We start from the raw sequence: 22975 nt of genomic DNA on the forward strand, positions 1-22975 counted from the left end.
ACAGTAAGCTTGCAATCGCATGGGTGCCACTGTACCGAGTGGTGCCTGTATTGCAAGTAAATGTAGATGCTTTGGCTGGCAAAGAGGAGGAGATCATAGATGGGGAAAACGCTATCGAAGTCAGAAGGGTCACCGGATGCGGTGGTAACGGTTAGTGGGGAGCTTCGCTACCAGATGATGGATAACTTTGGCGCATCGGATGCATGGTCCATGGAACCGTTAGGCAAGCATTGGACTGAGGAGAACAAAAACCGGTTGGTGGATCTGTTATTTTCGAGAGAGAAGGGCATCGGATTATCTGCATGGCGTTTCAATATTGGTGCAGGTTCCGCAGTAACAGATCAAGACCGAATTCCCGACCCTTGGAGACGCACAGAAGCTTTCAAAATTTCGGAGGATGGAGAATACGACTGGAGCAAACAGTCCGGACAACAATGGTTCCTGCAGGCTGCACGTGATCGGGGGTGGAGACGCTCATTGCATTTGTGAATAGTCCGCCGGTATGGATGACCAAAAACGGTCATGCCCAGCCAGATTCCGAAGTGGGCTCGACCAATCTGAAACAGGGGTACGAGGGGACATTTGCAACTTTTCTTCTACATATATTGAACCATTTCAAGGAGATTGGACTGTCCTTTGATTATATCAGCCCGATTAATGAGCCTACCTGGGACTGGAACCAGGCTTGGCAGGAGGGCAATCGCTATAACAACGAGGATATGAGACGTGTTATTCTGGAGCTGCATCGACAATTGCGGTTAACCCATCTGGGAACACGGATCAGTGCGCCCGACGGGGTGGAAATTACTTCACTGCTGGACGACGCGTATTATCGCCAGTTTGCAGGCAGTGGTACGTATTCGAGTGGTGCCAACAAGCTGGGTACAGGCCAATACCGGGAATACATTAAGGCACTGATTGGTGATCCTGAGATGAAGGAAGCGGTGGGCAACAAAATAGCTTCACACTCCTACTGGTCGGATTACAGCCATCCAGGCGACGATCGGCTAGTTCGACTCAGACGGTTATTGAGTGACAATATGAAACATTATGATGCAAGTTCCAAATATTGGGTGACGGAATATTGCATTTTGGGTGATTACGGTCCTGGTCGGGACCTGGGCATGGAGCCTGCACTGCATGTTGCACGAACCATTCATTTCGACCTGGTGGAAGCAAACGCAGCTGCGTGGCAGTGGTGGACAGCGGTATCCAAAGTGGACTATAAGGACGGACTGATCTACACCGATTTTCAGGAGGAGGGCGATGAACAGAGCATTGTAACCTCCAAAATGTTGTGGGTGCTGGGCAACTACAGCAAGTTCATTCGCCCCGGCGCACAGCGAATCGGCCTGACGGGTCTTGGTGAAGAAGCAGACAGCGGATTGCTGGGCTCTGCCTATGTGCATGATGAAGAGCAGACGGTGACCGTGGTCTTGGTGAACCATGGAGAACGTGACAAATGTATTCAGCTTAACCTGCATAATCTCGGCGTGAACGGAGTCGTTAACACACTTGAATGTTACGTGACGAATGCCGGGCTGGATTTGGTTGATATGGGGCGTGTTAAGGCAGGCGATGAACAATCCTTTCTCGTAACGATTCCAGAGCAATCGGTAGTGACTTTGACTGGTGTAGTGGAGCTAGGCTAGGTGTGATGTCGTGCAGCATATTCAGTAAATTCAGTAGTTTTACACGCTGCTGCTAGATTAATAAACTGCTGCCATGTCGGTACAGTAGCTTTAGATTTGTGCTTCAATTCGCATCATGCATCAGCACAAAAGAAGCGCCACGACGATACAAACGTGGCGCTTTTTGGCATCCCATCATAACGATGTACTCGTGGTGTTGCTGCAATGTATTCGCACACATTTAATAATTGAATCGTCATATAGAACTTATCTATAAGCAATCCGTTGACGATGAATCGGCTGAAATGATATTTTTAGATCAATTCCTACTTAACAAGTAAGAATTGGTGGTATAAAAATAATAACCAACATGACGGGGGAAATATTCATGAAAAAATGGTCACTTTTAACGGTTACTACTGCACTGCTTGTGGCATTGACAGGATGCAGCACTGGAGAGGAAACTTCAACAGCAACGGGAGCAGATGGAGCACAGGCGCCGACCAAAATTATTGTAGGGACAGGCACACAGTTTCCGAATGTAGCCTTTATTGACGATAATAACAAGCTGACAGGTTATGATGTAGAGCTGGTCAGAGAGATTGATAAACGTCTGGATGATTACGAGTTCGAGTTTCAGACCTTGGAGTTCACCAACTTACTGTTGAGCCTAGAAACGAACAAGATTGATATGGTTGCACATCAAATGGAGAAAAATCCGGAGCGTGAGGAGAAGTATCTGTTTAACAAAGAAGCATATTCACATTGGAAAAACAAAATTGCTGTTCTCAAAGACGACAACTCCATTCAATCGATTGACGATTTGAAGGGCAAAAAAGTATTTACGACAGCAACCAGTGCACAAGCGATCCTGCTGGAAAATTACAATAAAGAGCATGACAATGCACTTGAGATTGTTTATTCAAGCGGTGTAGCCAACGATTTCATCTCACAACTCAAGTCGAAACGGGTTGCAGCTTCGATTGCTGCGGACTTCACGCTTCCACTGATTGATCCTAACAACGATTTGAAGCTAGTCGGTGCGCCGCTTAGTGAATCCGACACGCTGTTTATGTTCCGCAAAAATGACCCTGAAGAGCAGAAGCTTGCTGACCGTGTTGACGAGGTGCTGAAGGAAATCAAGGCGGACGGTACATTGAAGCAACTGAGTGAGCAATGGCTTGGGTTTGACGCTACGGAATCGGAGATCAAATAACACTTAGAGTACGTGTTCAAAAAGGCCGATTTTCAGTAAGCGTACTTTGAACAACCTCTTAGAGGAAAGGCAGGCCGCAACGATGGGCGCAACATTTGAGTTCAGCTATATCATTGACTATTTTATTAAGCTTCTACCGACCATCAGCACTACGCTTCTGATTGTAGTTAGTGCGATGGTGCTGGGACTTGTTATTAGTTCTATCGCAGCACTGCCTCAAATGTATAATATCCCAGTGCTGAATCGGTTATCGAAACTGTATGTATCCTTTTTTCGTGGTACGCCGATCTTGATTCAGTTGTTTTTATTCTATTATGGATTTCCAGAAATATTGAAGTTGTTTGGTGTAAATACGGATCGTGTACCAGCCCTGTATTTTGTTATTTTGACCTACGCGCTGAACAGCGGAGCATTTATGGTGGAGATGATTCGTGCCTCCGTCGCTTCTGTGGATCGTGGTCAGGTTGAGGCTGCTTATGCAATTGGCATGTCGGGGCCACAAGCGTTTTTCCGCATTGTATTGCCACAGGCGATTGTCACGGCGTTGCCGATCTTCTCGAATATGGTCATTGGCAGCTTGAAGGATACTTCGCTTGCTTTTAGCGTGGGTGTTATGGAGATGACAGGCAAATCTTCTACGCTGGCAACGATGTCCCGGCATTTTATAGAAGCGTACATTTCACTGGCTCTCATTTATTTCGTCCTAAGCTTTGTGCTAGAGCGACTGTTCCGTGTACTTGAGCGGAGAGTGCAGAAAAGGGGGTTTGCTCCAATATGAGCTTTGATCTCTCTTTTGTGTGGACCGCCTTTGTGGAACTTCTCGGTGTAATCCCGATTACGCTGGCAATTACGGTTGTATCAGTTGTTTTCGGTTTCCTCATCGGTACGGCCGTTGCACTTGTTCGTCAATTTCGAATTCCTGTGCTGAGTCAACTGGCGGCTGCCTACGTTACATTTGTTCGCGGCACACCGATGATTACCCACCTCTTACTGATTTATTTTGGGGTGCCCATGTTGCTGGATAGTGTGTCGGAATCGCTCGGGCTTGGATTTAATTCGGCATCTATTCCGTTGATCGGCTTTGCTTATCTGGCATTTTCAATTACGGCTGGAGCTTATGCGTCCGAGATTGTCAGATCTGGTTTGCTTTCGGTGGATCGCGGGCAGATTGAGGCCGCTTATTCTCTTGGTATGACTGCGACGAAGGCCTTGCGCAGAATTGTGTTGCCGCAGGCTTTTGCAGCGAGTCTACCCAACATTTCGAACATGCTGATTGGTATGTTGCATGGTTCAACGTTGGCATTTGCCGTATCGGTGGTCGAGATTAATGCCAAGGCACAGATTGTTGCATCAACGAATTGGAAGTTTTTTGAGGCATATGTGGCAGCTGCTCTTATTTTCTGGGGTCTGACCATTGGTATTGAAAGACTGAGCGCGCTGGCAGAGAAGCGGTTCAGAGCGTACAGTCGGGGAGGCGTGTCATGATTGAACTTAAGCAAATACACAAAAGCTTCGGGAACAACAAGGTGCTGACCGGAATTGACCTAAATGTGGCACGTGGTGAGGTCGTTGCGATTTTGGGGCCAAGTGGCTCGGGCAAAACCACACTTCTGCGCTGCATTAACTATCTGGAAAAACCGGATTCCGGGCATATCACACTCGGAGATTTCACCTTGGATTATAAGAAGCATGGCAAAAAGGACATCCATGCCCTACGCCAAAAATCAGCAATGGTATTCCAGCAATACAATTTGTTCCGCCACAAAACGGCGCTGCAAAATGTGATGGAAGGTCTCGTTGCTGTCCGCAAAGTGCCAAAGGATGAAGCACGGGCGCGTAGCGCTGCCTTGTTGGAGAAGGTGGGTCTCGGAAATAAGCTTGACTCGTACCCTAGTGAGCTGTCAGGTGGACAACAGCAGCGCGTTGGCATTGCACGAGCCTTGGCGATGAATCCGGAAGTTATTTTGTTCGATGAGCCAACCTCTGCTCTGGACCCGGAACTTGTCGGTGAGGTGCTGGCTGTTATCCGTCAAATTGCGAAGGAAGGCATTACGATGATCATTGTTACCCATGAGATGGGTTTTGCTCAGGAAGTAGCGAATCACGTTGTATTTATGGATGGTGGAGTCATTGTTGAGGAAGGGGAACCAACGCAATTATTCCGATATCCCAAAGAGGAACGTACAAAACAGTTTCTTAAACGGATTACGCCTGATAGCGCGTATTCCATATAGGGCACATTTGAGGAGGAAGGTATATGTCATTTACATTGGGGATTTTGGATCAAAGCATTGTGTTTCCCGGCCAAACGGCTGCGGAAGCGCTGAATAATACAGTCGAACTTGTGAAGCTGGCAGAGTCGCTTGGCTATGATCGGTTTTGGGTAGCTGAACATCATGACTCGGAAGGTGTTGCCGGATCGTCGCCAGAAGTACTGGTATCTTATTTGCTCGCACAGACCCGTACGATCCGGATTGGCTCTGGAGGCGTAATGCTCCAGCACTACAGCCCATATAAAGTAGCGGAGAACTTTAATGTACTTGCAACGCTGGCACCTGGTCGAGTGGAACTGGGCATCGGGCGTGCACCCGGAGGTTTACCTCGTTCTACGAAGGCGCTGCAAAAAGGGATCGCCGAACCAGAAACGTTGGAAGAAAAATTGGTGGAACTTCAAGACTTCTTGCATTCCTCTGCGGGTGAACACCATGCACAGCCTGGGCTATCTGCTCACCCGTTGCCGGTAAACCCAGCAGGTATTTACATGCTGGGCACGAGTGTTTCCAGTGCTGAATTAGCGGCAAGGCAGGGGCTGCCTTATGTATTTGCACTGTTTATTAATAGTGATCCTGAGACAGCGCGAGCTGCGCTGGACACCTACCGCGATCTATTCAATCGTGAGCAGCATGGGGAGCCACAAGCCACTCTGGCCTTATCTGTTATTGCAGCAGATACGGAAGAAGAGGCAGCAGAACTGGCAGGACAGCACAAAAGCGTACGTGTGACATTGGCCAGTGGCAAAACCGTTAATGTGCAGACACTTGAGCAAGCGGAGGAATTCGCAAGACAAGCGGGAGAATCGTATACAGCGGTTGAGCGTGAAGCGGACATCACCCGTGGCACGAAGGAAACCGTACGGGAGCGGTTACTTGAACTGTCGGAGGAATACGGTGTAGATAGCTTTGTATTTACAACGATTGTCCCTGATTTTAATAAAAGGGTTCGTTCCTTCCAGTTGCTTAAAGAGGCGTTTACAGAAGAATTGGTGTGACCATATCACGTATAAATTTATGATATAGATCGGAGAGCGGTAATTATGGGAAACACAGTAAACACAACGGAGTCAATCATTTCCGCTTATATACAGGCGTATAACGTGATTGAACAGGAAATTGCGGGACTAACCGAGCAGCAGGTGAGATGGAAGTCATCTCCAACTTCATGGAGTGTTACGGAGGTGCTGGCACATCTGGTGGATCATAGCATCGTTGTTTCCTTTCGAATCCGTGAAATATTAGCGGGATCACAGGTAAAGTTACCTGCGTTTGATCAGGATGCATGGGTTGCTGGACAAAAAGCGAATGAGGAACACGTATCCAAACTTATTGCGATTGCTCACGGTTTGGTTCAATACAATTCTGGACTTCTGGAGCGGCTTGACGAACAGGAATGGAACAAAACCGGTATTAATTTTAAAGGCGAGACGGTCTCTCTTTCCGCGATCCTTCCAGCATTTGTTGCTCATGTGCAGCACCATGTGAACCAGATTCAGAGAATTAAGCAGGAAGCAGCCGGAAAGCAGGTGCTGTGATGGGAAATATAGAGGCAGAGTTCAATGGAAGGCAGCATACGACAGAGGGTGCAAAGGGTCGTGAACCTTTTATTAGAGAGGCCACTCCCGAAGACTTTCATGTATTGGAGGCAGTTCTGCTGGATGCATATAGCCAATATGAACAGGAACTGCCTGATGATGTATGGATTGCGTATAAAGCAAGCATTGTAGAAGCGATAGAGCAATCGTCAACGGTAGCGAAGCTGGTAGCTGAGCTTGATGGAGAAGTTGTAGGCAGTGTATTTGTGTATGCTTCATCCGAAACGGCTTACGGTAGGCCAGAGCTTGGCATCCACTCTCCTGTTATTCGTCTGCTCGGCGTGACAAGCAAGGCACGTGGCAGAGGCGTGGCTACGGCGTTAATTCGAGCCAGCGCTCAATTCGCTAGAGAAAGTGGAGCGCATACGTTGCACCTTCATACCTCGGATATGATGGGGGAGGCTATCCGTCTCTATGAGCGACTGGGCTTTGAACGAGCCTACGATAAAGAATTTACTACAGGGCAGGCGCTAGTCAAGAGCTATTGCTTGCAGCTAGCCAACACTCCACTGCTTCAATAAATGCGACACTGCGGGAGGTATGAATCATGAGTAAACCCAAACAGCTTAAATTAGGCAGTATTATTCTGGGCGTTGGTGGAACGATGTCTAGTTGGCGTCATCCGAGTGTACCCGTGGATGCCAGCGTTAATCTGGACTTTTACACACAGCAGGCACAGACGGCGGAGCGAGGTAAATTCGATCTTGTGTTTATTGCTGACGGATTGTCTATTAATGAAAAGTCCATTCCTCACTTTCTGAATCGCTTCGAGCCATTGACGATTCTGTCCGCGCTTGCGGCAGTCACCACTCGAATCGGGCTGGTGGGGACGTTATCCAGCACGTACAGTGAACCTTTTAACGCAGCTCGTCAGTTTGCTTCTCTTGATCATATCAGCAAGGGACGTGGAGGCTGGAATCTGGTGACATCACCGCTGGAAGGTTCGGCAGCCAATTATAGCAAGGAGCAGCACCCATCTCATGGGGATCGTTACGAGATTGCAGAGGAGTTCTTGGACATTGTGCGTGGTCTCTGGGATTCATGGGAGGATGATGCCTTTGTACGGAACAAGGAGACGGGTGTCTTTTTTGATGCTGATAAGCTACATGCGCTTAATCATGAAGGCAAACATTTCAAGGTAGCGGGGCCACTCAACATTGCACGTACCAAACAGGGACAGCCTGTCGTGTTCCAGGCGGGTTCATCAGAGCCCGGCAAACAACTCGCGGCGAAGGGAGCCGACGCAGTATTTACGGGACAGAACTCCATCGAAGATGCCAGAGCATTCTATCAGGATGTGAAGCAGCGTACGCTTACGGAAGGGCGCGGAGTTGATGACCTTGCCATTATGGTAGGCATTGTTCCCATTGTTGAGCAAACGGACGAGGCGGCGGAGCAGAGATACCAGGAGTCTATAAACCGCATACCGATTACGGAAGCGCTGGATGTGCTGGCCCGGTTCTTCGACCATCATGATTTTCATCAGTACCCGCTGGACGAGCCATTCCCGGAGCTTGGCAATATAGGACAAAACTCATTCCGCAGCAGCACCGATCGCATCAAAGCGAGAGCTCGTGAACTAGGACAGACGTTGCGACAGGTCGCGCTGGAAGCGGTGGCGCCGCGTACTCCTTTTATCGGATCACCTGAGACGGTAGCAGATACGCTACAGCACTGGTTCGAGACGGGAGCAGCCGACGGCTTCATTGTGCATCCGATTAGACCGGAAGACCTTGATGTTTTTGTCGATAACGTTGTGCCCATTTTACAGGAGCGGGGTGTGTTTCGTAACGATTATGAGTTTGACACACTGCGAGGCCATCTCGGGTTGCCAATACCGGAAAATCGTTATGCCCAGCTGAAGGAAGCGAATACCGCATTTTAAAATGTGTGTTCAAAAAGAGTTGAGAGGAGAACGGTTATGTCTAGAGAGGGTCAATTAAAGCTGGGCACATCCTTGCACGGCGTAGGTTCCAGTGTTTCGGGCTGGAGACATCCGGATCTACCGGCAGATGCAAGTATTAATATCGATTTTTATATTCAGCAGGCTAAGCGGGCGGAGGCAGGCAAGCTTGATTTTGTATTTATTGCAGATGGTTTACATATTACCGAGAAGTCAATTCCTCATTTTTTGAATCGTTTTGAGCCACTCACGGTTTTATCTGCCCTGGCAGCATCGACTAGAAACATCGGTCTCGCGGGAACGCTGTCCACTTCCTATAGCGAACCTTTTACCGTGGCTCGTCAGTTTGCGTCTCTGGATCATCTCAGCGGTGGACGTGCAGCGTGGAATGTGGTGACCTCGCCATCGGAGGGTGTGGCCGACAACTTCAACAAGGGAGGCCATCCCGATCATGAAACCCGTTACCGCATGGCAGAAGAGTACGTAGAGGTTACGCGGGGACTGTGGGATTCGTGGGAAGATGATGCGTTAATTCGAGACAAGGAAAGCGGCGTTTTCTTTGATCCGGAGAAGCTGCACAAGCTCAATCATAAGGGTGAGTTTTATCAGGTAGCTGGCCCGCTGAACATCGCGCGTTCGAAACAGGGACATCCCGTCATTTTCCAAGCAGGTGCATCGGAATCAGGGCGGAATTTTGCTGCGAGTACAGCAGATGCTGTCTTTGTTCATGGGAATTCATTGGAGGAAGCCAAGACGGTATATGATGACCTGAAGCAGCGGGCTGTCTCCCACGGACGCAAGCCGGAGGACATTCTGGTTTTGCCAGGCATTGCACCGATTGTAGGGCATACCGAAGAGGAGGCGCAGCGTAAATATGATGAGGTTGTCCGTCTTGGCTCCGTCGAAGATGCGGTTCAATACTTGAGTCGTTACTTCGATTATCATGATTTTACGCAGTATGCTCTGGATGAGCCTTTCCCGGATCTGGGCGATTTCGGCTCTAATGGCTTCCGAAGTCTGACGGATCAGATCAAAAGGGATGCGAAGGAGCAAGGGTTAACGTTGCGCGAGGTTGCTCTACATGTGGCACAGCCCCGCCCCCTATTTTTTGGAACACCTGAAACGATTGCTGACAGGATGCAGCTATGGTTCGAGCAGCAGGCGGTGGACGGCTTTATTATTCTCCCGACGGTACCGAATGGTCTGGAGGATTTTGTAGAGCTGGTTGTACCTGTGCTGCAACAGCGTGGTCTGTTCCGCACGGAGTATGAGCACGATACGTTACGTGGCAATCTGGGACTTTCTGTTCCGGTTAACCGTTATGTTGCTCAGGGTAGCTGAATTGGTTTCTAATCGTGGAAGGGTGGTTTCCAAACGAAGGACAGGTGGAATTTCATTATGAAGGACAAGAGGTTGTCCCATTAGTCATGAATCATGACGGGGATGGCCTCTTTTTGCTTCTAAAAATAACTAGTTTAAATCCACTCCATATGACCACTACAATATTTAGTACTAATAGACCGATATACCCGTCTGTGATCCTCGTACGCTCAACCCACTTATTCACTAACTCTCCTGAGAGAGCTTGTTTGTGCAAATACGTTTCTAGTGTGTCATGGTTGATCTCGTCGATATATATGAGTGGAAATTCCATACTATTGGTAGAAGCTAACGGTGGATAGAAATCTACCCATTTCTGCCCTGCCCATCTGTCATACTTATACCTAAAGTCTACGCTGGAATCGAGGTCAACCCACCTGGAATTACCTAATATAAGTAAAATACATAGTGTAACGATACTCAAAATTAACCCCTTATTCTTCAAAATAAAGCACATCCTTATGTTGTTTGAATTACATTTATTTTCAAGTATACCTTGTGTTTTTGAAAATAGATATTTTGAAATGATGTCGCTTTAGTCCGGTTGAAATGTCGCAAAAGTACATGGTAACGCGATGTGAAGATCGTTTATACTCGCCATATACTACGATAATGAAAATCATTATCACATATAAGGGGGATTCATCTTGATTAAAGGAACAGAGGGGAAAACGGCGATAAGTAAGGTATACGCTACCCAAAAATCACGATTTTTAATGGGTCTGATGCTGGCACTTGTGCTTGTATTAACGGCTTGTGGTGCCGGAGCAGGTACAAACGGGAGCAATGAGTCTGCTGCAACGCCTGCGGAGACACCTTCGAATACTGAAACTCAAACAGCTACCGGAGCTTTTCCTGTAACGCTCAAACATATGAAGGGTGAGCTAACACTAGACGAGAAACCACAGAGAATTGCTGTGCTTGATGTTAAGTTTCTGGATCAAATGTTAGCTGTTGGCGAGAAGCCGGCAGGTAGTGTTATCGCTGGAGGCAACACCGATTTTCCAGAATACTTAGGTGATGAGCCGAAGGACGTACAGGTTCTGGGTACACGTGACGAGCCTAATCTGGAAGCCATTGTAGCGTTGGACCCGGATCTGATCATCATGACCGACTTCCAAGAGAAACAGTATGAGAGTGTGAGCAAAATCGCACCTACCCTCGTACTCGACTTCTACGAAGACTGGCGCGATACGTTAGCTACGATTGCTCAGATTACAGACAAGCAGGATGAGGCAGAGAAAGTGCGCACAGCGTATGAAGAGAAAGCGGCTGGAGTGAAGGCGCAACTGACAGAGAAAATGGGAGATGAGACGATAGCCCTTATTCGTCCGAGAAAAGAAGGCATTCGTGTTCATGGTATCGAGCATCGTACAGGAGAAATTCTGTATAAGGACTTAGGTTTGAAAATGCCTGCACTTGTTGAGGAGATCAAAGGTGATACTTCTGTTGAAATCTCGATGGAGAAAGTTCCTGAGATCGGCGCAGATCGTTATTTCGTCCTGTCAGATGAGCTGTTTGCAGCAGAGGCAGAGGCAATGGTTAGTAATCCAGTATGGCAATCTCTAGATGCAGTGAAAAACAACCTTACTTATGACGTAAACTCAACTCTATGGATCGCATACTATGGTCCTATCGCGATTAACCTTATTGTAGATCAAGCATCAGAAGCGCTGCTGGGATCGAATTAATATGAATCAGTATCTCTCGAGTGACTTATGGAAAGAAACCGTGGAGGATCATTCGATTCTGCTTGGTAAGCCGCCTGAGAATAGTGTTCGTATCATTGCTTTGAGTGAGCTGCATGATGAAGCGGTATGCCGAGAGTATATCAGCTGGTTTCAGGAGTATATTGATGCGCCTGACATGAAGGTTGCCGCTTCCATGTTAGCTAAGCGAATTGGTTATCTGTGGACAGCTCCACTTGTGACCGCAATGACGTTTCATCATCAGCATGTTTCGTTTCAACTGGAGGACAGCTTTCTCTATCATCCGACGCTCTCACCTAATGAGGGCGGTACACGTTTTCCTTTTCTAGCGGTGAATGGGCTTCAAGCAGAAGAACTTACGGGAGAAAGAAACGTGTGGCGGGAAAGGGTAGTACAGGAGATATTTGCACAGCAGCTTACACCGTTGTTACAAACGCTTGCTGTGGTTGCTCCTCTTTCCATGAGCATTCTCTGGGAGAATATTATGGTACGTATTGGCCCGCTGTATACTCCTGATGAAGACGAGGAAGAGCAGAACATTCAGAACATTCAAGCCGATTTTTCGTATCTTACGCAGGTGGCATCTGGGCAAATCTTTGGTGTGAGAAAGAATCCGTTAACACGCTTCACGTACATTAAAGACAATGTTCCAGTTGCGAAAAGCGAACGAATCACGTGTTGTTTCTATTACCAGATGTCAGGGGAATATTGCAGAAAATGTCCGAAGATTGACAGTGAGAATGAATCTCAATTAAAATGACAAGAGCAACAACTTTACCTTTGCTAAGGGACTCGCTTGGATGTTAAAGGTGTACACCTATTCGGGCGATCCGCTCTAGCAAAGGATGCTATTGTCAGGAGATGAGAGAAATGCCGCTGCAAGAACAGACAAGTCTATGGAGTAATACGGCGATCAAGGTGCTTGACGTGCATAGCGGAATTTTGCAGACAGGCAGCGTTCTTAGCGAAACCGAATTAACATCCAATGTGTTGCTGCTGGCAGGCGGCGCAGAAGGGGAGCTCTTCATAAATGGTGAGGTTTACCATTTAGGGGCTTCTTTTGCTGCCCATGTGGCTAAGGGGGCATCCTTTACGCTGACTGCTAGAGCGGACCATATTCAATATATTGTGATCATGTATGAGGCTTCTTCCATGGAAGGAGCCTCCCTTATCATGCCCTCGTATCGCAAACATCCACTGAACATTTCATTTGTTCAGAATTCGGTAACCCAAGTTGAATGGGTTCAAGTGGCTGAGAAAATCGTAGTGAAATGGAGCCGTGGAGAAGGACTGGAACGGTTTCATGCCAATGCATTGTTGCAGGGAGTAATCTACGAGCTCATTATGGAGTATGAAGGCAGTCAGGGCGGAGCAGAATCAGATGTGGTGAATGTTGTCACTGCATATATATCGGGACATTATCGCCAGAACCTGGAGCTGAAGGAGCTTGCCGCACTTGCTGGATGTAGCGTAAGGCAGCTACAGCGACGCTTCAAACAAGAGAAAGAGCTCGGGCCGATGGAGTACGTCATTCAGCTACGGATGGAGAGTGCGGCGAGGATGCTGCGTCATACGGATGTTTCCATTGGTGAAATTGCTGACAAAATGGGCTATCGCGACATGTACTATTTCAGTCGAGCGTTTAAAAAATATTTTGGAGTGCCTCCGCAGCGCTATAGGCTTTCGGTCGCTTCGAGAGATACACGCTTAACTAATCCCTTACTGCGAGACCGCACAGCTTCTTCCTATGAGTCTCCACAAGGCCCGGTGATTTGCCATATGCGCGGTGAATACTGTGTCACGAGTACTCCTCAGCGTATCGCTGTACTTGATGTTCAATATGCGGATCATATGCTTGCGCTGGATTTATCTCCAGCAGGTAGTGTAGGAACGGGAAGTTCGGTGATTAATTTCCCTCAATATATTAGAGCCGGATTGCAAAATACCGCATTACTCGGAACGTATGAGTACCCTGATCTGCCTGCGGTGGAACGGTTGGCACCGGATCTGATTATCTGTACCGAGGTGCATGATCAGCACTATGAACGGTTAAGCCGCATTGCTCCAGTTCTCATGTTCAAGCGTAATGAGAGCTGGCAGACCATTCTGAGCTTGTTCGGTGAACTAACGAGTAAGCGAGCAGAAGCCAAGCGTATTATTGCCGATTATCATCGACGAACGGCACTCTTGTCAGAAGAGCTTGCTCCAGTATTAGCAGGCAAAAGCGTGGCATTAATTCGTCCGCTGGAGTCTCTGGTTCGCGTACATTCGCCGTCTCATCGTACAGGTGCTGTGCTGTACCGTGATCTAGGTCTGCCTGCTCCGTTATTTGTCGCAGATACCTCCGACACGGCCTATCATATTTCGGTAGATAGACTACCCGTTGTACATGCTAGTCACTACTTTTTACTCAGTAACGAACTCATTCAGGGTGGCATATCTGCGACAGAGCACCGTGTGTGGGGCATGCTTGATGAGGGTGAGCGACAACACATACACTCGGTCGACGCCGCAACCTGGATTGGCTGTTATGGACCGACAGGCATTAATGGGATTGTGGATCAGATCGCGCAGGCCTTTTTGGCTTGAGGGTGGGTTCTTGGTAAGGATTATCAATTAGATGTTACTTGGACCTATGTCAAGAAAGTAGACACTTACGCGACGGATTTGTCCGTAAATTTCTTCGCAAAACGAGCAGGGGAAAGATAACCTAGCGCACCATGCATTCGCTTGCGGTTGTAATAGAACTCAATGTACTGGTAAATGGCGTTATAAGCCTCTTCTGGATTCTTAAAACGAGGGTTACAGTAAATGAGTTCCTTCTTCAAAATACTGTGCCACGACTCGATACATGCGTTATCGTAACAGTTTCCTCGGCGGCTCATACTGAGTTCCATACCATACGATTTCAGTTGCTCCACGTATTCTTTTGACGTGTACTGCGAGCCACGATCCGAGTGATGTAGCAGTCCTGGAGCGGGGCGTTTGGCCCGGTAAGCATCATTCAATGCACCTAGCACCAGACTCGTTTCCATATGGTTGTACAGACGCCAGCCTCCAATTTCACGCGTACATAAATCCAGAACACTGGCGAGATATAACCGGCCTCCTCGGCAGGGAATGTAGGTGATATCGGTGACCCATGCGGTGTTCGGTTTGGACGTTTGAAATTGCTGGTTCAGCGTATTTGGTGCAATGGGATGATGATGTTTAGAATCCGTCGTTTGGACACGATACCGAGGACTATGCACGGAACGAAGATTCATTTGACGCATGTATATACTGACGGTACGGGAAGAGATTCTGTATCCTTCCAGATGGAGCGCATACGTAATTTTCGGACTTCCACAGCGCTTCTGGTGGTCGTAGAAATGAAACCGAATACGCTTCATGATCTCCGTTCTCCAGTGCTGCTGCTTACTTGTTCGATCCAGCCGCCACTTGTAATATCCGCTCCGTGACACGTGTAACAGAGTGCACATCTTCTCCAAAGAAAACAGGGAGCGATGGTTTTCCAGAAACTGAAACCTTAGCTCTTTGGTTTGCTGAAGATGTGCACTGCTTTTTTTACAATAGCCAGTTCCTCTTGCGTGTCCGCAAGCGTATGCTCTTTCTCTTGAAGCAACCGGCGCATTTCTTTAAGCTCTGCTTCCAGTTCTTTCACTCGATCTACGCTAGCTACGGGCTCATGTTTAAGCTCGCGATACTTGCCCATCCACTGGTGTAATGTACTTTTTGGAATGTTGAGTTCTTCTGCCAAGTCTGCGAGTGTCTTGGTCTGTTCTTGAATAAATTTTACCGTTTGTTTCTTAAATTCTTCATTGTATCGTTGCCGCTGTTCTCCCATGTGGACACACCTCCGTTAGCCTTATTATCCTTCTGTCCGTTAACGGGTGTCCACTTTTTATTCTAGTTCCAACTTGATACAGAAGAACATAATGGGAATAGAGCGATTTAACACGGTTTATAACAGGTCAACTTTCCTTCTCAGGTAAAGAGGGAAAGTTGACCTATTCTTTATGACTTAACGAGGTTCAGTGAGCGAAAAGTAAAGTTGTATCTTAACAATATTAAAAAAAGCATATTCAAGACTATAATTTTGATCTCAGGATACTAGATCAGTAGTACAGTCATCCTAGAAATAATAGGTTGAAAGTTCTAATCAATAGTACTTTATTCATACAAATTCTCTTCGCAAATGTAACATAATGGGTTATCATGTAAATAGTTTAGGAATTTTTGATTCAAATATAGTGAGGAGAATGTTATGCAAAAGCTAGAGGAGTTTTTATATGACTTTATAGGAGTGTTCATTCCTGGTTTCTTTATGCTGTCATCTTTATGGTTAACCACTGTTACCGTGATAAAAATTGAAGTATTTAATGTATTATATAAGTGGATGCCGTTTCATTATGTCTTGCTCTCACGTCCCGAGTATCCAGGAATTAAGGCAGTGATAAGCCAAAAAGGTCTAATGATTCTGATGTTAATAATGGTTTGTTATATAACAGGTCTGTTATTAACATCTGTTTCGGCAAAGTTAGTTAGAAAAAAGAAGCTCCGCGGTGATATGGAAATGGTATTTAAAGAAAATAAGAAGCTTCAGTACAAAGTCGAAGCCAAGTTGAGGGCCGAGCAACAAATAAAATTACAACACAAAGATCTTCGAAATCGCTGGATTATTTTCTATCGGTGGGCCAATATCAAGAGCCAGAGCAGGGAAGAAAAATCTAGTCTGATGATTTTGTTATCTAAGGTGATCCTAAACCGTTCGCTGTTCTATGTCTTTAAAATATTAGCATTGTATACAGCTTTTTTATTGATTCTTTCAGCTTTAATACAATTTTTTTATTTCAGAAACAGTGAATTGATATACTATCTGATGGTTTTAGTTTACATAATATTTTGTTGCATGATGTCTAAGTTTTTTCTTAAGGGATACAGGGAAACACGGCTAAAACTTAGCAATGAAGCAGTACTGATTCTATCTAGAATATAAAGGGGATTATAAAATGACAGAAGAAGAGAAATCTATGTTAGAAACTAGACAAAGTATCAGAATAGGAGAACGAACTCTAAACGATGAAAATTTGCAACTGATTTTACCAAACTGGAAGGAGATTGAGATTCAAGTTGAGCAAATAAGAGCGACTGCTATTCAAGTAACGACTGATCGTATAGAGAGTTCTGGATCTGTGGACAGGCTTGATTTCAATAATGTTATAAGTATTCTCGGAGAGCGAGGTAGTGGAAAAAGCTCTGTTCTGTTGACGATGCGCGATAAGCTGATGAAAAAAGACGATAAAGATATTTTTCTGGATATGATTATTCCTGAAATGTTGGAGGATACTTCAGATATCCTAGGAGTTATCTTACTAAATTTGAAGAAATTTATTGATTCTAGAAGACATGAGATTGATGGATATTATCAAAAACAACGTAGAGTAAGATCTTCCAATAAGGATACCTTTAATAGCTGCATCTATAAGGACAAAACAGAGCTTGATGTCCTATGGGAAAAGGTGTTTTCGTTATACATATATAGAAAGAAAGATTACTCTAAAGTTATTGAGGAGAACTTTTCTGGAGTCACTGATTATACAGAAGAACGCAAAGAAGCACTGGTGTCCGAGTTAGAATTGACAGTTAAACTAAACCTGCTTTTTGATGAGTTAATTCTAGTATTGAATGGTGCGCAAACAGGAAAACATTTGATTTTTATTTGTTTTGATGATGTGGATTTGAACCCCAAACGCTGTAATGAGGTACTGAATGTGGTGTTGAAGTATTTGAATCATTCAAATATCATTACCTTTATTTCAGGTGACATCACTAAGTTCCAGGAGGATATGATCAGTGAAATGCTTATCCAGCATCAAGGGTATCAATTTATGGATCGAACGTTTGTTGGACAAAGGACTATGCTGGAGTCCCAACAAGAGTTGGTGTACGATTTTTTGAAAAAAATCATGCCATACTCGCGTAGATTTATGTTGCAGAAGCTGGACTCCTCAGCGAAGATGAATTTTTCAGTGAATGATGTAAGCAATGAAGGATCTGAGCCTCCTAAAATGAAAGAACTCATTAGACGCTTTTTTAAATATGAGAGCGAACTTCCATATGAATATTTTGTCACTGAGAAAGAAGAAGGAGAGCACATTACTATAAAAAAAGTCCAAAATATCCCAACTTATTTCAATATATTTGATGATAAGCCTCGTGGGTTAATTAATTTATATAGCTATTTGCATTTTAGTGAAAATTCTTCAAAAGATAAGCATAAAGTGAATCTGGATTTTAGGTTATCGGGTGATCAAGCAAGCCATTTGATTAAAGACTATGAGCGACTGATTGCCTATTACCAGAAGCTTTTTTCAATGATTATTGAAACAAATGCTTCATTGCGCAAGCATCAGGAATTTATGCATAATCTATATACTTTAACAAACAGCCAAACAGGTAAAGGTAACCCTATAGTTGTTGAGATACATCATGAAAGATTAAGATTTGAATTAATGAACAACTATTATGGTATTTCTCAAGAAGAGAAGATTCTCATTGTTCACTTCTTATACTTTGTTGAAAGTATAACTAGTACAAATATGGATTCTATTGATGGTAAAGAATATAGTCGCGATCTAAATCTAGCACTTGAAGTAATTGATAATCAAAGATTAATTCCTCATACGTATAATGTTAGAAATGTATTTGCCTTGTACTCCGAATTGAATAACATATTTCAGAATGATCAGTTGAACCAGATATATGATAAATATATATACACTAAGAGGTACCTTGAAATTATAGAGGATAAATTTAACGATTATGAGAGTAGATTCTCTGATGATACGATCTGGCAAAATAATTATGCTTTGATCTCGAATGACAAGGAAAAAAATAAACTGGATATAAAGAACAAAATACTAGAAGATTTCAAGGAGTTTACCTTTGATGTAACAATATTAGACCGAATCTCCTCAACAAAACACAACAGATATCTTCATAATGATTTTTATTCAATTTCGGAAATTACTGATGTTCAGAAGGGGGTTTCCTCCAAATTTGTAGATTATTCATTTTATTATTATTTCATCAGAACTGTAGATACGGAAGATCGAAATGAGTTTTTTGAGAGAATAGATAAAACACGTGAGCAACTTTTAAAAGTAGGAAGAATAATTGATGATGTTATACAAAGCAATCGTTTTAGAATTTCTCCCGAGATCATCAAGAAATATGATTCTCTACAGACTAGTACAGAGAGACTGAATGTGGAGATTGAAATAAAGCGATTGCAGTTGTTTAAAAAATTTCTAAATGATGAAATTGACTTTTTCATCAAGACACGAAGTAAGAGTAACGAGGCAATACTAAAAAATCGTATTAAGGATGAGAAAATCAAAGTTTTTTACCAAAATATTGACAGTTATAAGGGGATTTGAACGAAAAACATATGGAGTACTTATCAACTGTTGTAAATAAGAGTTCTAATATAAGCGACAATATGTTGATAGAAAATAGAGTGAAAGACGTTAAGGAAGTATATACTGATTTTTATGAAATCGCTAAAGGAACAGACCTAATAGAAAAAGGGAATAGTTATTGGCTGTATTACGAACCAGAACTTTTTAAAGGAACCGTAACCAGGGCAGTAAATGCATTTAACAGATTTATAACAATTCATTTTTATAGTGTCATGATTGTTGTTGTTAATGAATTAATTGGGGATTTAGAATCCTCTCAAATTATGCTGTTACTACAAGAGATACAAGAGCGTGCAATATTAAATAATTGTATAGATGATTTTACCGATGAGCAAGCTATAGCAAGAGCTCTAGAGCAACAGCAACAAAACATTAAAGAGACCATCTCTAATTATCTCAAGCATAAGCTGGACAATTCGAATGCTATTAATGCGATTTATACCTACAAGAATGAGTTACTTACGAATTTTGATAAGCTAGAGGATCAATATTTAGTAGATGAGATTCAAATCCAAAAAATCAATCAATTGATTGCTAAAATCCCTGCTGAATCCTTAAAAGCAGAGCTAAGGAATGTGCAAAGAAAACTTTTAGCAACAGGTACAATAAACAAATCTCAATTTGACGAAATTGTAAAGAGAATGAAGATATATTTAGACAATTTGGAGAAGAGAGCAGATGAGAGGGACTCATATGTTGTTATTGAGTTACAATCGCTTGCTAAAAATTTGAGTACTAAGGAAGAACTGTCCGATACCAGTAAGGAAATTCGTCGAGTTAGAAATGAAGCTAAAGAAAGACTTTACGATCTGGCTCTGGAAGAAACTGTATATGCTCTGGCCTATTTGTATCATCAGAAAATTGAGCATGGTGAGTCTATATGATCAAGCATTTTACAGGCTTGGTCTCTAAAATGGCTACTTTGCCATTTACAGAGTTTCTATTTGTTAAAGAAGCCTTGTACGAAGAACTGGTGCCAAGCGGGAAGAAGGAAGGGAGTAACAATAAGTACAAGCAGTATGCTTCGATGAAGAAAAAGATTCAAGAGCAACTAGTAGGCAAGCAGCATATTAAAAGTTTGGATACGCTTAACCTGCTGTTTGAGCAATACTATCCACTCAAGAGTTTTATGGTAGCTCGTTCAGAGGATGATATCTACTTGCAACAGTTAGAGAAGCTTACCGCATCTTTTATTACACATCGTAATGGTAGAATTTCACTGAAATACTGGAAGAATGCCAATGATGAATTTTTGTTTGGTGCTTTTGAAGGAGTAAAAAAGATTGAAGTCTGGAACACGTTTTCCAGAATGTTCTGTATCGATATACTGGTAGTGCTGCATTTATTGAACAATGATATGAATCATCCGGCATATCTTAACGGTTATTACTGGCTAATTAACCTAGGGGATATGCAGTTGGACAAAGTAATGGAACGCGGCTTAGCAGAGACTCATATCCACATTAGTGCTGGTATTAATTTTAATATGATATGGCATGAACTTATGAATATGAACCGTGAAGAGAGCCATGTGAAGCTTGGATCTTTCTGGAATCAAGTAGATGATACATACCTTGAGGATTCCCTCAAGGTATGTAGTTTAATCCGAGTATTACTCTTTAAATACCTCATCACTGGGAAAAACATGATGCTGGAGAATTATTTAGACGATTGGTTGAATCAAGAATCTGTTGATGATTTGGATTATCAATCTGGTAGTGATTTAAGTCATTTACTACAGTGGTTTATCTTTCGAAAAAATAAGCCAGAAAAGTATAACTACAAAAAAATACACAAGTTTTTGCTTCATGACTTCTCATTTCTTGAAGGGGATAATGAAACGCAGTCTACCGAAATCATTAAAGCAATGGCAGGACTTGGGGAGTTGCACACAACAGACGAGAATATATTTTTGTTGAAATCTTTGAGTTATATGAAAGACCAGAACAAACAGGGTTCTAGAGATACCTACTTTTCAAAGCTGTTCTGGCAATATTTGCGAATTAAAAACATAGTTTATCAAGGTGTGACGCAATCCAATTACATGGAAGGCCTTGATTATTTCCGTCATTTTTTTGCTAAAGCAACCTCAAATTCTAATATGCTGGAGCATGCGATCCGTAATCAAGTTTACAATAATAATTTGAAGAAGCTTGAAATAAGAGTAACTCCATCATCGAAGAATAATGTTCATGATATCAAGGATGATCTGAGAAAGAACTTAATTATTTTTTTTCGAACCTATAAACATATCCTTGAAGATCCAAAAGTGGATTATCCAGATTTCCCTCAAATCGGAATTGTTTATCATTTAATTAAAGCTCAGGATGAATCTTTTTATGAGAAGTGCTGGTACAAGGATTCAGACAGAAAGCAGTTGCAGAATGATAATTATTTTTATGGTCGTCTACAAAAAAAGTACATGGAGACTGTCGAAGCAATTAATGCCTTACGTGAGAAGATTCCGGGACTTTCTAGATATATCGTGGGTTTGGATGCAGCAAGTGTGGAGAATAATACAGAGCCCTGGGTATTTGCACCCATTTATCGTCATGCCAGAGATAGCCACAATAGCAAGCTGATGCTGCTTGGACGTGAAGAGAGAATTAACACTCTTGGGTTTACCTATCATGTAGGTGAGGATTTCAGGCACCTATTATCAGGGCTCCGTCATATAGACGAAGTAATTGAACATTTTAACTTTCATGTCGGAGACCGTATAGGGCATGGTATTGCCGTAGGGCTTGATGTGAAATGTTGGTGTGAAGAGAATCCAGTTGTTGTTTTACCCCGTATAGAATATATGGAAAATCTCCTTTGGCTATGGGGTCAAGCCTTTATGGAAAAAAAGTATAGTTTGGATTTAGATTTATTGGGAATTGAACGGGAAATTATGCTGCAGGCAGAGAAGATATATCACAACATTGAAGGAATTACCCTATTTACCTTATGGAAGGCATATCAGGGCAGATTTCAACCTTTTCAAACAGATGAAAGCTACATTTATGATATGTGCGTCACTGAGACAAATCGTACAGGGAAGTGGCGCAATGATACGGAGATGCCAGAACATCATTTTTGTAAGCAGCCTACAGGTACTCATGCGATGTGGAACGAATCCAAGTTGATTCATGCCAATCACTGCAAATGTTATCTAGAGCGGATGTATGAGGTAATTCAGATTACGGTAGGTGATCATGAGGTTGTCCTATTAGATAACCTACAAGCATTTGTACGCAATAAACTTAATGTTAAAGGCATTGTTGTGGAGACTAACCCCACGTCTAATCTTGCGATTTCAGGTATTGAAAGGCTGTTCAATCATCCTGTCCAGAACTTAAATGTACAAGGATTGGAGCATGAAAATCAAACAGGCAAAGGACTGGTGATTTCGGTTAACTCTGATGATCCAGCTGTATTCAACACAAGTATCAGTAATGAGCTGTCCTATATATTCTATTTGCTACAGGAAAAAGGGTACCCGAGAGACAATATCTTGGAATGGATTGATAAGATCCGTGAATGGGGACTGATGACCTCATTTATTAAAGATCGTGATATAGAAAAAGATGCATTAATTAAAGAAATAAATGATATTATTAAACATTTAAAGTAATGAGACATTTCTCCTAGGTATTAAAATATAGTACTGGCTCGCGTCGAACGCGGGCTCTTTTTTTAGTCTAATATCCCTATCTACTTAACTGGATTGAGATAAACTCAAACTGTTCTTACCTACTTATTATTTTAAATAAGTATTAGGGAAAAAAATTCTGATCAACTT

Annotated in this window: 19 protein-coding genes and 1 pseudogene; 18 read left to right on the forward strand and 2 right to left on the reverse strand. The window is 43.5% G+C overall.

Translation table 11 applies throughout. From position 1 onward, the window contains the following. Window positions 1–177 precede the first annotated feature (177 nt). From DMB88_RS30930 to DMB88_RS07980, 14 genes and pseudogenes are all read left to right on the forward strand, one after another. Window positions 178–1184 (forward strand): annotated as a pseudogene (locus DMB88_RS30930) (glycoside hydrolase); the annotation flags it as partial. Between the two features lie 108 nt (window positions 1185–1292). Then, window positions 1293–1652 (forward strand): glycoside hydrolase family 30 beta sandwich domain-containing protein, encoded by a 360-nt coding sequence (locus DMB88_RS30935; RefSeq protein WP_254438625.1) that lies wholly within the window; start codon window positions 1293–1295, stop codon window positions 1650–1652. 367 nt (window positions 1653–2019) lie between these two features. Then, on the forward strand, window positions 2020–2847 hold the full coding sequence (locus DMB88_RS07925) for a transporter substrate-binding domain-containing protein (RefSeq protein ID WP_128100913.1): 828 nt from the start codon (window positions 2020–2022) through the stop codon (window positions 2845–2847). Window positions 2848–2929: 82 nt separating this feature from the next. Continuing rightward, complete coding sequence (locus tag DMB88_RS07930) at window positions 2930–3625, forward strand: amino acid ABC transporter permease (protein ID WP_056699109.1); 696 nt, start codon at window positions 2930–2932, stop codon at window positions 3623–3625. Then, the gene (locus tag DMB88_RS07935; protein WP_056699106.1) at window positions 3622–4332 is read left to right on the forward strand and encodes an amino acid ABC transporter permease; all 711 of its coding nucleotides are present in this window, start codon (window positions 3622–3624) and stop codon (window positions 4330–4332) included. The genes DMB88_RS07930 and DMB88_RS07935 overlap by 4 nt, the downstream gene beginning before the upstream one ends. Continuing rightward, window positions 4329–5081: an amino acid ABC transporter ATP-binding protein gene (locus DMB88_RS07940; RefSeq protein WP_128100914.1), complete on the forward strand. Its 753-nt coding sequence runs from the start codon at window positions 4329–4331 to the stop codon at window positions 5079–5081. Before DMB88_RS07935 ends, DMB88_RS07940 begins: the two co-directional genes overlap by 4 nt. Before the next feature lie 23 nt (window positions 5082–5104). Next, window positions 5105–6115, forward strand: a complete 1011-nt coding sequence (locus tag DMB88_RS07945) for an LLM class flavin-dependent oxidoreductase (RefSeq protein ID WP_128100915.1) — start codon at window positions 5105–5107, stop codon at window positions 6113–6115. Between the two features lie 45 nt (window positions 6116–6160). Beyond that, window positions 6161–6655, forward strand: coding sequence for a DinB family protein (locus DMB88_RS07950; protein ID WP_128100916.1), 495 nt, complete (start codon window positions 6161–6163; stop codon window positions 6653–6655). Beyond that, window positions 6655–7236: a GNAT family N-acetyltransferase gene (locus tag DMB88_RS07955; protein ID WP_128100917.1), complete on the forward strand. Its 582-nt coding sequence runs from the start codon at window positions 6655–6657 to the stop codon at window positions 7234–7236. Before DMB88_RS07950 ends, DMB88_RS07955 begins: the two co-directional genes overlap by 1 nt. 26 nt (window positions 7237–7262) lie before the next feature. Further along, window positions 7263–8600: an LLM class flavin-dependent oxidoreductase gene (locus tag DMB88_RS07960; protein ID WP_128100918.1), complete on the forward strand. Its 1338-nt coding sequence runs from the start codon at window positions 7263–7265 to the stop codon at window positions 8598–8600. Between the two features lie 36 nt (window positions 8601–8636). Then, on the forward strand, window positions 8637–9959 hold the full coding sequence (locus DMB88_RS07965; protein WP_128100919.1) for an LLM class flavin-dependent oxidoreductase: 1323 nt from the start codon (window positions 8637–8639) through the stop codon (window positions 9957–9959). Between the two features lie 686 nt (window positions 9960–10645). Beyond that, complete coding sequence (locus DMB88_RS07970) at window positions 10646–11689, forward strand: ABC transporter substrate-binding protein (RefSeq protein ID WP_128100920.1); 1044 nt, start codon at window positions 10646–10648, stop codon at window positions 11687–11689. A 1-nt stretch (window position 11690) separates the two neighbouring features. Then, window positions 11691–12467, forward strand: a complete 777-nt coding sequence (locus DMB88_RS07975) for a (2Fe-2S)-binding protein (RefSeq protein ID WP_128100921.1) — start codon at window positions 11691–11693, stop codon at window positions 12465–12467. Between the two features lie 110 nt (window positions 12468–12577). Then, the gene (locus DMB88_RS07980) at window positions 12578–14296 is read left to right on the forward strand and encodes a helix-turn-helix domain-containing protein (RefSeq protein WP_128100922.1); all 1719 of its coding nucleotides are present in this window, start codon (window positions 12578–12580) and stop codon (window positions 14294–14296) included. 65 nt (window positions 14297–14361) lie between these two features. Here DMB88_RS07980 and DMB88_RS07985 read toward each other — a convergent pair whose 3' ends face one another. Continuing rightward, on the reverse strand, window positions 14362–15225 hold the full coding sequence (locus DMB88_RS07985; protein ID WP_254438626.1) for an IS3 family transposase: 864 nt from the start codon (window positions 15223–15225) through the stop codon (window positions 14362–14364). 11 nt (window positions 15226–15236) lie between these two features. Continuing rightward, entirely contained in the window at window positions 15237–15554 is a 318-nt protein-coding gene (locus DMB88_RS07990; RefSeq protein ID WP_128100924.1) for a transposase, read from the reverse strand. A 420-nt stretch (window positions 15555–15974) separates the two neighbouring features. Here DMB88_RS07990 and DMB88_RS07995 point away from each other — a divergent pair, with 420 nt between their 5' ends. The 4 genes from DMB88_RS07995 to DMB88_RS08010 are packed head-to-tail and all read left to right on the forward strand — an operon-like array spanning window position 15975 to window position 22807. Further along, window positions 15975–16706, forward strand: a complete 732-nt coding sequence (locus DMB88_RS07995) for a hypothetical protein (protein WP_128100925.1) — start codon at window positions 15975–15977, stop codon at window positions 16704–16706. 13 nt (window positions 16707–16719) lie between these two features. Beyond that, window positions 16720–19149 carry a hypothetical protein gene (locus DMB88_RS08000; protein ID WP_128100926.1) on the forward strand — a complete coding sequence of 810 codons (2430 nt, stop codon included), beginning with the start codon at window positions 16720–16722 and terminating at the stop codon, window positions 19147–19149. Beyond that, window positions 19146–20075, forward strand: a complete 930-nt coding sequence (locus DMB88_RS08005) for a hypothetical protein (protein WP_128100927.1) — start codon at window positions 19146–19148, stop codon at window positions 20073–20075. Before DMB88_RS08000 ends, DMB88_RS08005 begins: the two co-directional genes overlap by 4 nt. Then, window positions 20072–22807 (forward strand): amidohydrolase family protein, encoded by a 2736-nt coding sequence (locus DMB88_RS08010; RefSeq protein WP_128100928.1) that lies wholly within the window; start codon window positions 20072–20074, stop codon window positions 22805–22807. Before DMB88_RS08005 ends, DMB88_RS08010 begins: the two co-directional genes overlap by 4 nt. Window positions 22808–22975 lie beyond the last annotated feature (168 nt).

Source organism: Paenibacillus sp. DCT19 (assembly GCF_003268635.1).
Taxonomy (GTDB): Bacteria; Bacillota; Bacilli; order Paenibacillales; family Paenibacillaceae; genus Paenibacillus.